General features: G+C 38.6%; 11 protein-coding genes and 1 other annotated feature. Of the genes, 3 read left to right on the plus strand and 8 right to left on the minus strand.

All coding sequences use genetic code 11. The features are described from left to right. Positions 1 to 18 precede the first annotated feature (18 nt). From QBE53_12040 to QBE53_12050, 3 genes are read right to left on the minus strand one after another with little or no spacing between them, the layout of a single operon-like run. Positions 19 to 4,458, minus strand: a complete 4,440-nt coding sequence (locus QBE53_12040) for a hypothetical protein (protein ID WZL80532.1) — start codon at positions 4,456 to 4,458, stop codon at positions 19 to 21. Between the two features lies 1 nt (position 4,459). Beyond that, positions 4,460 to 5,212, minus strand: coding sequence for a DUF6063 family protein (locus tag QBE53_12045; GenBank protein WZL80533.1), 753 nt, complete (start codon positions 5,210 to 5,212; stop codon positions 4,460 to 4,462). Positions 5,213 to 5,215: 3 nt separating this feature from the next. Beyond that, positions 5,216 to 6,706: a replicative DNA helicase gene (locus QBE53_12050; GenBank protein ID WZL80534.1), complete on the minus strand. Its 1,491-nt coding sequence runs from the start codon at positions 6,704 to 6,706 to the stop codon at positions 5,216 to 5,218. A gap of 202 nt (positions 6,707 to 6,908) precedes the next feature. Next, positions 6,909 to 7,158, plus strand: a binding site (T-box leader). 133 nt (positions 7,159 to 7,291) lie between these two features. Here QBE53_12050 and QBE53_12055 point away from each other — a divergent pair. Genes QBE53_12055 through QBE53_12065 form a run of 3 tightly spaced genes read left to right on the plus strand, consistent with a single transcriptional unit; the run spans position 7,292 to position 9,937 of the window. Next, positions 7,292 to 8,254, plus strand: a complete 963-nt coding sequence (locus QBE53_12055) for an ABC transporter substrate-binding protein (GenBank protein WZL80535.1) — start codon at positions 7,292 to 7,294, stop codon at positions 8,252 to 8,254. 11 nt (positions 8,255 to 8,265) lie between these two features. Further along, positions 8,266 to 9,171, plus strand: a complete 906-nt coding sequence (locus tag QBE53_12060) for an ABC transporter permease (GenBank protein ID WZL80536.1) — start codon at positions 8,266 to 8,268, stop codon at positions 9,169 to 9,171. Next, the gene (locus QBE53_12065) at positions 9,164 to 9,937 is read left to right on the plus strand and encodes an ATP-binding cassette domain-containing protein (GenBank protein WZL80537.1); all 774 of its coding nucleotides are present in this window, start codon (positions 9,164 to 9,166) and stop codon (positions 9,935 to 9,937) included. The genes QBE53_12060 and QBE53_12065 overlap by 8 nt, the downstream gene beginning before the upstream one ends. Before the next feature lie 11 nt (positions 9,938 to 9,948). On the opposite strand, the gene QBE53_12070 is transcribed toward QBE53_12065, so the two are convergent. Genes QBE53_12070 through QBE53_12090 form a run of 5 tightly spaced genes read right to left on the minus strand, consistent with a single transcriptional unit; the run spans position 9,949 to position 15,322 of the window. Then, positions 9,949 to 10,380 carry an ACT domain-containing protein gene (locus QBE53_12070; GenBank protein WZL80538.1) on the minus strand — a complete coding sequence of 144 codons (432 nt, stop codon included), beginning with the start codon at positions 10,378 to 10,380 and terminating at the stop codon, positions 9,949 to 9,951. After that, positions 10,377 to 11,693, minus strand: coding sequence for a phenylacetate--CoA ligase (locus QBE53_12075; protein WZL80539.1), 1,317 nt, complete (start codon positions 11,691 to 11,693; stop codon positions 10,377 to 10,379). Before QBE53_12075 ends, QBE53_12070 begins: the two co-directional genes overlap by 4 nt. Further along, positions 11,690 to 12,283 carry an indolepyruvate oxidoreductase subunit beta gene (locus QBE53_12080; protein ID WZL80540.1) on the minus strand — a complete coding sequence of 198 codons (594 nt, stop codon included), beginning with the start codon at positions 12,281 to 12,283 and terminating at the stop codon, positions 11,690 to 11,692. Before QBE53_12080 ends, QBE53_12075 begins: the two co-directional genes overlap by 4 nt. After that, complete coding sequence (gene iorA / locus QBE53_12085; protein ID WZL80541.1) at positions 12,280 to 14,019, minus strand: indolepyruvate ferredoxin oxidoreductase subunit alpha; 1,740 nt, start codon at positions 14,017 to 14,019, stop codon at positions 12,280 to 12,282. Before iorA ends, QBE53_12080 begins: the two co-directional genes overlap by 4 nt. Next, positions 13,994 to 15,322 (minus strand): phenylacetate--CoA ligase, encoded by a 1,329-nt coding sequence (locus QBE53_12090; protein ID WZL80542.1) that lies wholly within the window; start codon positions 15,320 to 15,322, stop codon positions 13,994 to 13,996. The genes iorA and QBE53_12090 overlap by 26 nt, the downstream gene beginning before the upstream one ends. Between the last annotated feature and the right edge of the window lie 2 nt (positions 15,323 to 15,324).

Below are 15,324 nucleotides of genomic sequence, written 5' to 3' on the forward strand. Positions count from 1 at the left end.
CCTTAAGATGCGAATCCACTAATCCAAAAAAGAAAGCTGCTCTTTTTCTTCCATCCGCATAATTGATCGAGGCGATTTTTCATGCAAATATGCATAATTGATGAACTTCTCATTGGTCATCACTTGCTTGTCAGCACCACTTACATGGCGTAAGCGTCCACTATAGACCACCGGAAAATAATCGCTGATAAACTTCCCTTCTGCATGCGCGGTCAACGCAATAATCTGAAATCCTAGTTTTTCAGCAATAAAAAACACCGGATCTAACACATGCTTACTGGAAGCTTTCCCAAATGGATTATCTAAAATAACAGTTCTTTGACTTTTTTCACTTTGTGATAAATATTGTTTTTTTTCAGCCAAATAGTTAAGTAATCCTAAAAAGAGCGTCATGTTTTTACTCCATTTTTCACCACCAGACCACTTGTTGGAGCTTTCCCATGCCATTGGAGCTTTGTTGATTTTTAAATCATTGGTCACTTTACGGCATTTTATCTTAATGCTTTTATCATTAAGCACTACGTTAAGCAGGTTCTTGACGCTAAGTTTTTGTTCAATATATTCGCGAAGTTTTAGTGTATCCATGTGCTCTTGTTCAGCTTCATGGTCATACTCATGGACCATTGCCTCAATGTAGTGACGAAGCTGTTGTTTTGCCTCTATACTGTCCCATTGGGGAATATCAAAGATAAAAATCTGCTTACTGACATTATCCACTGTAATACGTGTTTTTCGTTGAATTATATCAAGTTCAACCGCAACTTGCTGTATATACGTCGCTAGATGGGTTAAGAACGTCTGAAGTTCAAGATCGCTTTGGCGTCGGTCCTCTTGTGCTATACGAATATTACGTTCAATAACCCGCGCCATTTGTTCTTGATATTCAACCAGTTCTTCATAGCTTTCTCTTTTATTGACACCATGAATAGCCGCTTGTCTTAGCTTAAATTCTTTGATATGGGTCTCACAATAATGTACAAACTTAAGGCGCTCTTGTTCGACATATTGTTTTTTGTTCATATATGCATTATATGACTGTTCTAATGCTTTCATCCATTGTTTTGCCATTTCTTTTTGTGCATTGACATCTTTTAGCTGTTGAATTTTTTCTTCAATCTGCGGATCACAGGTTAAATCCTCCCCAAATACTAAGAAACTAATACGCGCATTATGCACTTTAAGTTCATGCAGTAGTACATTTTCTTCTTCCATCTGGCTATTCAACTTATCTATTGATACATTGATGTCCTTTATGCTGCGTTTCCACTGTTTCCACTCAGAAACAATCCCTTCTTTTACTTGGTGCAGCTCTTCCTCAAAACTATGTATATAACGATACTTTTTAATCAGTTGTTCTTCTTGGTCTTCTTTTAATGCAATATGACGATTTTTTTCATTTTCTTCATGGTGAATTTTATGTTGCCATTCTTCCATATCTTTGGACAAGCCTTTTAACTTCTGTACCATTTCCGGAAGTTGTGCCTCTGCATATACACCAATAAGCTCTATCGCATAGACAGCTTCTTCTTTTTTTAGTTGCAGCTGTTGCTTAATCTCTAGGAGCCTTGATTGATTTTCTTGTATCTGCACATTAATCAAATCTCTGTCTTGATAGACACCCAACAAGTTTCTCTGAATCTCTTTTCGTTCTTCTTCAAGGGTTTTTATATCTTGTGTCGTATTCATCGGTGCTTGATGACGTGTATCTAAATAGAGCCCTTGATTTTTTATCACTTCTATCTGTGTTAACAACTCGTGTTGTTCCATCATCAAATCCCGAATTTTATCCAGTTGACGGCTATGACGCCCCCCTAATTGCTCATAGGTTTGGCGAAGCTTTAACTCTTCATCTTGTACGTGTTCAAACTTTAGTTCCAAGTCATCTTTTTGTTTTGCCAGCTGAATATATGCGTTCGCTTTTTGAATCTTAGCTGATAAAAGATTTTGTTCTGTCTGTAATGTTTGTATTGTTTGGCGATAATGGGCCTCTTTTTTTGTTCCAGACTCAATGGCTGCCCCAATATCACTCGACGTTTGTTGATGTGCCAATATCTCCGATGTAATATTTTCTAAAGCTTCTTTTAACTCTGTATATTCTTTATACGTATATTTCTTGAAAAACCGTTGTGTCTGATGTTCTAAATCAACCATCTCCTGCAACTGTTTGCTTACTTCTTTTCGGTGTTTTTCACTTTTTTCACTTTCATGAACTAATGCCTTTTTCCAATGGTCAAAATGCGACGGCGTTAGATTCGCTTTCCAATGGTCCGGGTAGACTTCATAGCCAAAGTTCTCTTCTAATTGAATCTGTGCCTGATTCATGCGCTTATGCATCTGCTCTTTTGTAACCAGAAGAAGTGGATATGAAAGTTGGCCGCGATAAGCCTCTATTTTCTCTTTGACAATAGAAAACTCTTCGTCTGTTGTAATTACTGTTTGCGCCCATAGTGGAAAAAGTTCGTATAAGGCATTAAACGACATGTCATAGTGTTCACTGATACTTTGAATATAGACCGTTCCTTGTTCAATAAAACCCACCTGTTCCTTAAGCTCATTGATAATCTGTTTTGCCATAGGTTCAACAAAGAAGTGTTCACTATCGTTATATATATCTTCGTTTTTTTTATGCTTGCGTTCTTGGTGCATGGCCACTTCTAGCTGTCTTTCCATATGTTGTCTTTTTTCTGTCAAACGTTGAATAACGGATTCTTCCTTGGTATAAATCGAGTCTGAAATATAAAGCGAATGACTTCTCGATTCAATATCCAAAATCAAAGCTTTTTGCGCTTGCTCAAATGCATCAAGTTCATACGTGATTTTTAGCTTCGTCTCTGCCAGTTGTGTCATCGTCTGGCGAATGCTTTCTAATTGTTTTTCATATTCTTGTTGTTCTATTACAAGCAGTTGAAGGTGATGTTGTTCATCCTTGGTTTGTTCCATATTTCTTTGTAGACGTTCGCTCCATTGCATATATTCAGAGACAATCGTCTCGGCATGGATATCACTAAGTAAACTGTTAGATACGTCGGTCATTTGCTGTTCAATAGCCTCTAAGGCTCCTTGTAATTTGCCTAAACGATTCGAATTTTGGTGACGTTGATGCGCATGTTGTTCTTTTGATTTTTCCAGCTGCTGAGCACTTAACTGTTCTCTTTCCAACTCGTGTTCATATATTCCTAGTGTTTTTTTAATATCACCAATTGCCTTGTCATAGTATCCTTGAATTTTTTGACTATTGATATCCAGCTTCTTTTGAACCTCTTGAACACCTAGATTTTCGTCCAACGCCTCTAGCGTCCTTTCAAGTTGTGTCACACGTTCCTTAACTTGTTTTGCCTTCTTTTCCAGTATACTCATTTCAATATTTTGTTTACGTGATGCAATCGCATCATATTGTTTACGTATCTGGCTATATTCTTCATTATACCCTTTGATTGTGTCCTCTAAAGATGCGATAATTTGTTCTTTTTGTCGCACTTTAAGGGAAGCCTCTTTATGCTTTAGATGCTCTTCTTGTTTTTCCAACTCAAGCTTTTCTTCAATGACATGTTCTTGTTTTCTCATGTTCTGTTGATAGGACTGTTCTAGATATGTATACATCCTATACATTTGATACTGATGCTTTTCATAATTTTCACGGGCATCATAAAGATTTTTATATTCATAGACATATCCATCAATATGCTCTTTGACCTGTTGGAATTGTTCAATTTCATTGAGCAAGCGTTTATTTGTTTTGAAATGCTCTCTTTGCTTTTCAAAAATAGTAGCAAAATTCCCACTATTTTCACCTTGTATTGCTTCTTCTACGGTCGGAATCAATAGATAATCTAAGAGTTGTTCTGTTGTTTTGCATCGATTAAAAAACTCATCGACATTTCCTTCACCACTATTGATGGTTGCAATTTTTCGCCACTCATTAGGTATGATTTTGAAGGTTTCTTCAATATATTTTCCATAATCCGATATTGTTTTAAAGGTTTTCGCATACGGGCTTTTTGCCTTCATGCGCTCATAATATTCATTGATCTCTCCACGGCTTGCACTTCGACTTTTTCCGGTCTTGGTTTCCACTACAAAAGGCATCTCATCAATACTGTCACTATCTTCACCATCATATTCATATGCATATTTAATTGATTTTAACTCATTATTTTCAATATAAAGTGATGTCGCCGTAACTCCATAGTGACGCGGTTGCTCTCTTAAAATCCATTCTATGGCAATATGGGCAGGATTTCCATCCAAGGAAAGGGTATCTTTAATTTTACGGTCTGCCATATCAATATGCGGGATAACTGCTTGAAGAACGGTTTGAATGAACACCGTTTTTCCTCCACCATTTTCAAGTAAAAATGCTCCATTATGCCCGTCAAAATGAAACGTCATATCGTTATAACGTTTAGCACCATTTTCATATATTACATTTGTCAAACGAATTTTCGATATCGACGGCATCTTAGTCCTCCCCTTTTGTTAACTTAGTATCTGATGATACGGATTCCTTGGCAAACTGATAAATAACTTCAAGGATTCCACGATTATATTCATAGTCCATAAAAAAACGTTGCGTAATGACTTTCGCTTTTTCAGTCAACGTTATTTCTTCATAACCACATTCCTCAACTAAACCTTGATCAAGCATAAATTCTTTGGTAATCTGCATAAAACTCATACGACTATTGGTACGTGCCGTTTGCTTCTTAACCGTCTCTTTTATGATATCCATGGATTCCCAATGGTTTAATAAACCTATCCAGTTATATTCATACTCTTTTTCCAATGCAATGAGCGTCTCTTCATCAATTTGACGCAATCCTAGCAATCGTTCATTAAAGCTATCCATCCACAGATGCATTGAGATAAACTCCCGTGTAGGTTCTTGGCTTTGATAGCTATCATAAAATTCACCAATACATACAATAATAGCCAAATACATGAGATACATATCCATATTCGTCGCACGGCTTGGTAGATAATCACGCTTGATTTCTCGGTTCGTCAGATGATACCTAGAATGTATCGTTAACGGAACTAAATATATAGAATCTCCCGCTGAAATAATACGACAGTCAACCTCATTGGCAAACTCCATCAAAAGTCCTCTGACTTCGTCATCCATATAATGTTTTGCCTCTTGCTTTAACATTTGTCCATTAGCATTCAATTGGGAAAATAATTTGAAGGCTTCCATTACATTTTTTTCATTCATGGCTTAGAACTCCTTGTCTGATAATATGATTTCCATATTGCGAATCGTGTAATTCGGGTCAACATCAACAATACCAACATTTTCTATGGCTTGAATCCACTTATAATGAACGTCTAAATCCTTAAACGCCTCATAAAACACATGGTCAGGTTGCTCTTTAATGGCTTCAAGATCAAGAGGTGACATTTGATGTAATACAATAAAAAAATCATAGGTTTCTCTAACCTGTAAATACTTCTGGTTCATGTGACGACAAATGTTTTGCAGCGTCATCCGTTGTTGTTGCATTAACATAGAAGATATCTCGTTAAATATCTGTTTGTATATCTGTTGTTGCATATGGAGTTGCTTTACCTGTTCACCTTTTTCAGGTTCCAAAAACAAATGCCTCGACACATCTTGTTCTTCCTTTTTCATCCATTGAGGTGCGAACAATGCCATAGGCGACCAAATTTTTGCCTGACTTAATCCCAAATATGGATGTGCTATAACTTTTGTCTCTTGAACCGGCATTGGAATCGTCATGATTTTTCTGGCAATCTCTTGATCAAAATTAAATGATGATACACCAATAAAATATAGCGATTCTCTTGCCGAGTCTAAAGCTGTCATCTTAAGTTCAATGCTCTCTTCAAGCAAGCTTGAGTGCAGGTGATGCACATCCGCCAGTTCATTGTCAATACGAATCACCATGGAAAATGCTAACTGATCTTTGGGAGACAAGATTCGACTCCGTTCATAATGATGCTTCGTCTCTTGAACAAATGTTGCTATCTCTTCAAATTCTTCATGTTCTCTTTTTAGGCGCCGATTGATATCATCAATTAAATCTTTATAGCGATCATAAGTCTCATCCGAGACAATATTTCGCTGAACCTCATGTTTTATCTGAATAATTTTTTCTTTGATTGTATGAACGCCTACCTGCATTTCATCAATTTGGCGAAGTGCACCAACAAACTCGCCTTTTTCCAATTGCTTGCGAAGAATTAATTGGCTAATGGAAATCTGAAATTCACTGTAATACTCTTTGGTTGCAAAAATGAGCTCCAGACCTTGCTCATCTAATGCATAATACTGAACATTCTTTTCTTTGTCCCATCCACTGACTTTCAAAAGGCTGTATTCGACTGCATCTTCTTTTTTTGTTTCATAATTATAAAAATCACGACGGTTACGCCTTCCTGAAGGCGGTCGCATCGCTTCAATTAAACTTCGGGCTATTTCATAAAAATCATTGGCTTCAAAGTGATAATGTTCTTCAAATGTTTGACGCAAAAAATCTGCAAGCATATCTATGCTGATATTTTTATTGCGCTGAAGCATTTTTTCAAAAAAGAAAACCAATGTAAGAAGATACATGCCAAAATAATCAATAGGTTTACCTTCTCTATCCGTTTTTTGCCTTTTATCCATAGTGTAAAACAAGTCAAATAAAGCAATGCGTCCAACACGTTCTTTATAGCCATCCAATATATTTTTAAACTCGTTCATATACGCTCCTTAACTTTTCTAAACGAAAAGACTACGGTCTATTTTACCTTAATTTTTTCGAATACGCAACACGGATACCCTATCTATCCCCCTTAATTTCTCTACTTTTGCCCTTAACGCTTTCCAAGCAAACTTTATTCTTTAAAATTTTTATCTTGACAAAGTTTTTTTTTAAGCGTATGATAAGTACAAATTAATCACATATAAACTATGGAATGAGAAGAGTAGATATGTTCCGATGATTTATAGAGAGTTGCAGGTGGTGAAATTGCAATAATCCTCGTCATATCGAATGGGCTCATGAAGGTGGTAGGAACGGCGATAAGCTTAGTAATGACCAACGGGATTCCCGCCCGTTATCCTAGGGAAACGTATGATTGTACGTATTAAGTGGATGCTTTGCATCAATTTAGGTGGTACCGCAGAAGAGTTAACAAGCTTTTGTCCTATTATTATAGGACAGAAGCTTTTTTTATTCTACAGCCATTTTCTTAACACGAGTAATCTACGAAGCCAAACAAGGCATAGCTTCTGTATTCATGCACTTGATAAATTAAAAATCACAACCACTATGGAGGGAAAAACATGAAAAAAACACGTTTAGCACTATTCACATTATTATTATTAGCCGTATTAGCAACCGGATGCTCTAGTAATTCGATCCCCAAAATAGGCATCTCTCAATATGGCGAGCACGCCTCTCTTGATAATTGTCGCGAAGGATTCATTCAAGGTTTAGTTGAAGCCGGATTATCCGAAGGTGAAGACTTTACCATCGATTATCAAAATGCTGGATTTGACAATGCCATCAACACACAAATTGCTCAAACCTTTGCTTCGAACAATGTTGACTTAATGGTAGGAATCGCAACCCCTTCTGCAACTGCTTTATACGCTGCTACAGAAGGCAAAGATATCCCTGTTGTCTTTACTGCAATCACCGACCCTGTTCAAGCTAAACTTGATAGCGGTAATGTCACAGGAACCAGTGATAAACTTCCCGTTGGTGCTCAACTCGAACTTATTCGTCAGATGCAACCTGATGCAAAAACTATCGGTATTATCTACACGACAAGCGAACCCAACTCTATCTCAGCTATCGAAGAGTATCAAGCCAAAGCACCTGAATACGGTTTTACCATTGAAGCTATTGGGGTTACGCAACAATCTGAAGTCACTTTGGCTGCCGATACGTTAATTGCTCATAATGTTGACGCTTTTTCAAATTTAACGGATAACAATGTTGTGGGCGTACTTCCTGCAATCTTAGATAAAACAACAGCCGCTTCAATTCCTATCTATGGAAGTGAAATCGAGCAAGTCAAAATTGGCTGCGTGGCTGCAGCAGGTATCGACTATTACCAACTCGGTATTCAAACCGGTGCCATGGCTGCAAAAATCTTAACAAACCAAGCAAAAGCAACAGACCTTCCCTATGAAACCATACAAGAATATAGTATCTATACAAACACTCAAGCCCTCGAAGAACTTGGCATGGTACTTCCTTCATCTATAGAAGAAAAAGCTGTTCCTGTACAACTTAACTAGGAGATAAAATTATGTTAAATATCATTGACTTAGCAGTAAATACATTAACTCAAGGATTGATATATGCACTCTTATCCTACGGCGTCTATATCACCTATAAAATACTGGATTTTCCTGATCTAACCGTAGACGGCAGCTTCCCTTTGGGGGCTGCCATTACGGCTGTTTTGCTTACCAATCATATCAATCCTTACCTTACCTTGCTCGTCGCCTTACTCTTTGGTGCATTTGCAGGACTTGTAACTGGATTTATTCATGTACGTTTACATATTCGCGATTTACTTGCAGGTATCATTACGATGACAGCACTATTTTCCATCAATCTGCAAATCGCAGGTTCCAATCTTATCATTGACCGCAGTGTTGATACGATTTTTACAACCGGTGTATTTAACCTTCTTTTTGGCACTGTTCCATTAGTTTATCGCAAGCTTCTGATAACGTTAATCATCGCTTTCGTTTTCAAATTGATTCTTGACTTATACTTTAAGACAAAAAGCGGTTTATTACTTCGTGCTGTCGGAGACAATGATGTTATAGTCACTACTTTAGCCAAAGATAAAGGTTCTGTTAAAATCATCGGTTTAACCATTGCTAATGCTCTTGTGGCTTTATCTGGTGCAATTGTCTGTCAAGAGCAGCGTGCCTTTTCCAGTACCATGGGAACCGGACAAGTTGTTTTTGGTCTTGCCACTGTTATCATGGGAACCACTGTTTTTAAACGCTTTGGATTTGTTAAAGGAACCACTGCCGTTTTAGTCGGTAGCGTTATCTATAAAGCTTGTATCCAAGTGGCACTTAGCTTAGGTTTACCTGCAAATCTCCTAAAGCTTATTACCAGCATACTTTTCTTAGCGATATTGGTGTATGGAAATTATCAAAAAAAACATACAAAAGGAGTGACTTCAAATGCTTGAGCTAAATAATATAACAAAAATCTATAATCCAGGTCTTATTACAGAAATGTGTCTTTTTGATAAATTCAACCTCACCGTTGATGATGGTCAGTTCTTATCTATTGTTGGAAGTAATGGAAGCGGAAAAACCTCTCTCCTTAATATTATCTGTGGAAATATTCCTATTGAGGATGGAGATATTCGTATACATGGAAAAAGCATTGTAAAGATGCCTGAATATAAGCGTCATAATCGTATCGGCCGCGTTTATCAAAATCCTGCCATGGGCACTTGCCCAAATCTAACAATGCTTGAAAACTTATCCCTAGCAGATCATAAGGGAAAACCTTTTGGCCTAAGTCTTGGTGTGAACAAATCACGTATCGATTATTATCGTGAACAGTTAGCATCACTTGGTCTTGGTCTAGAAGACAAGATGGATGTTAAGCTTGGAGCTCTTTCCGGTGGTCAGCGTCAAGCTGTCGCACTCATTATGTCCACATTGACTCCGATTGATTTTTTGATTTTAGATGAACACACTGCCGCTCTTGATCCTAAAACAGCCGAAACGATTATGATCTTAACCGACAAAATCGTTCGCGAAAAAAAATTAACCGCTATGATGGTCACACATAATCTACGTTATGCGGCTGAATATGGCAATCGTATTATCATGATGAATCAAGGCAATATTATCTATGACCGCGCCGGAAAAGATAAAGAGACCATTAAAATCAATGATCTCCTTAATATCTTCAACGAAATAAGCATCGAATGCGGCAACTAGTCTTTGGTATCTTATTGACAGTTATGATAGACTTCCTTTGCTTCAAGAATATCAATATTCTCTTTTTTTAATGTATCAATAGCTTTTTGACAATCTGACACTTTCATAATGACGGATGCATGATTGCCTGCTACATAAGCATACATGTATTCTACATCCACACCACTTTGTGATAAAGCGGCAATTGCATCATGAAGTGTTCCCGGACGATGTTCCACTTTTAGGCAGATAACATTGGTCAAGCTTACCGAAAAACCCTCTTGTTTTAATAATTCAACGGCTTTTTCTCCGTCACTGACAATTAATCGCAACAAGCCATATTCAGAAGTATCTGCGATAGACAAAGCCGATATATTAATCCCGTTGTCGCCAAGCACTTTGGTCGCTTCACTTAAACGTCCCGATTTATTTTCTAAAAAAATGGTTAATTGTTTTATAATCATCCTTCAACCTCCTCATATAAATGGCGTTTATCAATAACACGTTTTGCTTTCCCTTCACTTCGCCGGAGCGTCTTTGGCTCAACCAAAGTTACTTTTACAGAAATACTCAAGGTTGAATCCAAGGCGCTTTTTATTTTTCCTTTAAGCTGCTCAAGTTTTCGAATCTCATCTGAAAAGACTTTGTCATCAACTTCGACCTGTACTTCAAGGGTATCTAAGTTATTCTCCCGATCAACAATGAGAAGGTAATGCGGTTTGGTTTCATTAAGCTCAAGTAAAACCGATTCGATCTGTGACGGAAAAACATTGATTCCCCGTATAATCATCATATCATCGCTTCGCCCTGTACATTTTTTCATTCGCACAAGGGTGCGTCCACAAGCACAAGGACTATAATCAAGGGTTGTCAAATCTCTCGTACGATAGCGTAAAAGTGGTAATGCCTCCTTGGTTACTGTTGTGAACACCAACTCCCCTTCTTCACCTGCGTCAAGTGTCTCTAAGGTTCTTGGGTCTATAATCTCAGGAATAAAGTGATCTTCGAAAATATGCAGGCCCTTTTGCTCCTGACATTCAATCGATACACCCGGTCCAATAATTTCTGATAGTCCATAGATATCAATCGCTTTAATATCTAGGCGCTTTTCTATCTCTTCACGCATGCCTTCCGTCCAAGGTTCTGCACCAAAAATACCTATTTTTAATGGTAGAGATTTTGGATCAATATTCATCTCTTCCAACGTCTCTGCAAGATATAAGGCATAAGATGGTGTCAACGCCATAGCTGTTGTTCCCATATCTTGTAAAAGTTGCACCTGCTTCTTCGTATTGCCCGCCGAAATAGGAACCACGGTTGCTCCAATACGCTCTGCACCGTAATGAACACCTAATCCTCCTGTAAACAATCCATATCCATAGGCGTTTTGTATCATATCATGCCGCTTAACTCCGGCTGCTGTTAGGGACCTTGCAACGACTTCGGAAAATAGCGCTATATCTTTTCGAGTATATCCCACAACTGTGGGTTTGCCTGTCGTTCCTGAGGATGCATGCAGGCGAACCACATCTTCCATTGGGGAAGCAAAAAGTCCGAAGGGATAATTGTCGCGAAGGTCATCTTTTGTTGTAAAGGGCAGTTTATTTAAATCTTTGATACCCGTGATATCTCCTGGTTCTATCCCCATCGTTTGCATTTTTTTACGATAAAACGGTACGTTATAATATACCCGTTCCACCATTTCGATGAGCCGTTCATCTTGGAGTCGGGTTCTATCTTGTCTTGACATGCATTCATGATGTTCATTCCAAATCATGGCGTCACCTCGTTTCGAATAAGTCCATATCCTCGCTCAAAGGCTTTTTGATTGATATCAATGGTCTTTTGAGGAACCGTACATGCAATCACTTCCAGCCATTTTTCTGGATCAATATCCATCTTGGCAGCTAAAACTCCCACCAGCACCATATTCATGGTACGACTATTGCCTAACTCCCTTGCCTCGTTTAGTGCATCAACCGGATAAAAGTTTTTGACTTCTTCACAAAGCACATCCAAGATATTCTCCGGATAGATTGCCTGACCAATGGTTACCGGCATCGGGTTAATCTGTTGCATATTCACTAATAAGATTCCGTCCGGTCGCAGAAAGTGCTTCCAGCGTAAAGCTTCCATTTTTTCAAAAGCAAGGATAATATCTGCTTCACCGACTTCTACTAATGGCGAATAGACTTTTTGTCCATAACGCACATGGGTCACAACAGAACCACCGCGTTGACTCATTCCATGAACTTCGGATAACTTTACGTCATGGCCTTGATTTACCGCTAAATTACCCAACACCCGGCTAGTCAAGAGCGTCCCTTGTCCACCAACACCCACAATTAATATATTTCGAGTTCTCATAATAGAAAATCCTCCTTTTTCTTAATTGCATTGACACGGCATAGCTCAAGACATAATCCGCAATCTGCACATAGATTATCATTAATTACTATATCACCATTCACTTTTGATATTGCCGGACATCCCATCTCGAGACAAAGTTCACATTGGATACAACTCATCGGGTCAACAATGTAGGCCACTCGTGGTCTTTTTTTATCCAATAGCTCACAAGGACGACTTGCAATAATAACGGAAAGGCAATCCGCTTGTGTTTGTTCATATAGAACCTTTTCCACGTCTTCTTGTTCGAATGGATCAACCACACATACATTCTTAACGCCTATTGCTTTGCATAACTCGACCAAGTTAAGAACCGGAGCTTTATTCCCCTTAAGTGTCTTTCCTGTCGTTGGATTATCTTGGTGTCCCGTCATTCCTGTTGTTGAATTATCCAAGATTAATACTGTTGCACTACTATTGTTATACACCATATCCACAAGACCTGTAATTCCTGAGTGTACAAATGTTGAATCCCCAATAATTGCAATCCAATTTTTTATAAAGTCTTTACCCCTGGCTTTTTCTATCCCCAAAAGCATGGATACACTGGCACCCATATCTACACATGTGTCAATGCCGTTTAACGGCGCTAACGCGCCTAAGGTATAACATCCAATATCCCCTGTTGCATGAAGACCAAGGGAATTCATTGCATGATAAATCCCGCGATGAGGACATCCAGGACACATAACCGGAGGTCTGCCGGGAAGTTGCTTGGGGATATCTCGTTGAAGTGTCTCTCCTAATAATTGTTCCCTTAAAAGATTGGCACTATACTCTCCCTGAAGGGTCAACAACTCTTTTCCCATAACTTGTATCCCCCAGGATTTAATCGTATCTTCTATTATAGGTTCTAGCTCTTCGATAACATATAGCCTGTCTACACTTGAGGCAAACGATTCAATACGTCTTCTAGGCAGTGGATGCACCATTCCCAGTTTTAGCACCGATGCCTTTGGGTAGGTTTCTTTGACATACTGGTATGCAAGACCACTAGTAATAATCCCTGTCGAGGTATCCTCCATAACGACACGATTAATGTCAAATGCATTGGCATCCGACGCAATGGTCTCCATGCGCTCTTGAACAACCAAATGACGTAATCTGGCCATTCCAGGCATCATTACATATTTTTTTACATCTTTTGTATATGGCTTGAGCAAACGTTCTTGACGCTCTTGAAGTTCAACCACACTTTGACTATGAGAAATACGTGTTGTTAAACGTACAAACACAGGTGTATCATAAGTTTCACTTATTTCAAAGGCTAATTTTACAAATGCCTTTGCTTCTTGACTATCTGATGGTTCTAGCATGGGCACATGGGCAGACTTCGCATAATAGCGACTATCTTGTTCATTTTGTGAGCTGTGCATGCCTGGATCATCCGCAACCATAATCACCAGTCCTGCATTAATACCCGTATAAGCTGATGTGAACAATGGGTCTGCTGCCACATTAACACCGACATGCTTCATGGAGACAAGGGTTCGACTCCCTGCTATTGCAGCACCTAACCCCACCTCAAGCGCTACCTTTTCATTTGCAGACCACTGCGCATAGATTTCATCATACATTGCTATAAACTCAGTAATTTCTGTACTGGGTGTTCCGGGATATGCCACAGCCACACGCACACCTGCTTCATATGCTCCTCGTGCAACCGCTTCATTGCCTAACATAATTTGTTTCATGATTTTCCTCCTGAATCTTTCTTAAGTCTTTAATACGTTTAGCCTTTCCTTCAAACCGTTGGAGGGTTTTAGGACTAACTAAAGAAACTATAGCCTGTAAATTTAACATGGTTCGTAAACGATGCTTAATTTCTTTTTCTAGGTTTTGAAGATATTGATATGAGTCTAAATTCATATCTGTTTTCAATTCGATTTTTATTTCAAGTGTGTCTAGGTGCCCTTCTTTCCTAAGAAGAATCTCATAATGGGGTGCCAGTTCGTCAAACTCGCCCATGACTTCTTCTATTTGCGTTGGAAAAACATTGACTCCACGAATAATCAGCATATCATCACTGCGTCCCGATATTTTTTCCATTCGCTTTGTGGTTCGACCACAGGCACAAGGTTCTTTTATTAAACGGGTTAAATCTTTTGTTCTATAGCGAATTAATGGTAGCGCTTCTTTATCCAGGGTCGTTATGACCAGTTCCCCTATTTGACCATCCTCAAGAACTTCTTGTGTCACCGGGTCAATAATTTCAGCTAGAAAATAATCTTCATTAATATGCATCCCCATCTTATGCACACACTCTCCACTAACGCCTGGACCGATCAATTCACTCATCCCATAATTTTCTGTTGCCAGAATCCCCCACACATCTTCAAGCTCTTTTCGTACCGATTCTGATGAGCCTTCTCCTCCAAAAAGTCCAATTCTTAACTGTAAATCTTTTTTGGGATCAATGCCCATATTTTTAGCAACCTCACCCATATGTAAGGCATACGATGGTGTGGAAACTAGAATTGTCGTTCCAAGATCTTGCATCATCATCAACTGCTTTTTCGTATTTCCTGAAGAGATGGGTATAATAGTTGCACCTAGCTTTTCTAACCCATAGTGTAACCCAAAAGCTCCTGTAAATAATCCATAGCCAAAAGCTATTTGAACAACATCCTCTTGAGTTGCACCTGCCATTACTGCTAACCGCTTTACCGCTTCGCTCCACATGTCCAGATCATGTTGTGTGTAACCTACGACGGTTGGCTTTCCTGTTGTTCCTGAGGATGCATGCAAGCGTACAATCTGGTCCTTTGCAACTGCAAAAAGCCCAAAAGGATAGTTAATACGTAAGTCTTCTTTATTGGAAAATGGTAATTTGGCTATATCTGACAAATGCTTGATCGCTTCCGGTGTAACCTGTGCTTGTTCCATAAGTCCACGATAATAAGGTACATGATCATATACCCGTTGCACCGTTTGCTTTAATCGCATCAGTTGAATATGTTCCATATCCTTTTTTTCAAGATATTCTATCGTATGCATTG

The organism is Vallitaleaceae bacterium 9-2, assembly GCA_038396585.1.
GTDB lineage: Bacteria > Bacillota > Clostridia > Lachnospirales > Vallitaleaceae > UBA1351.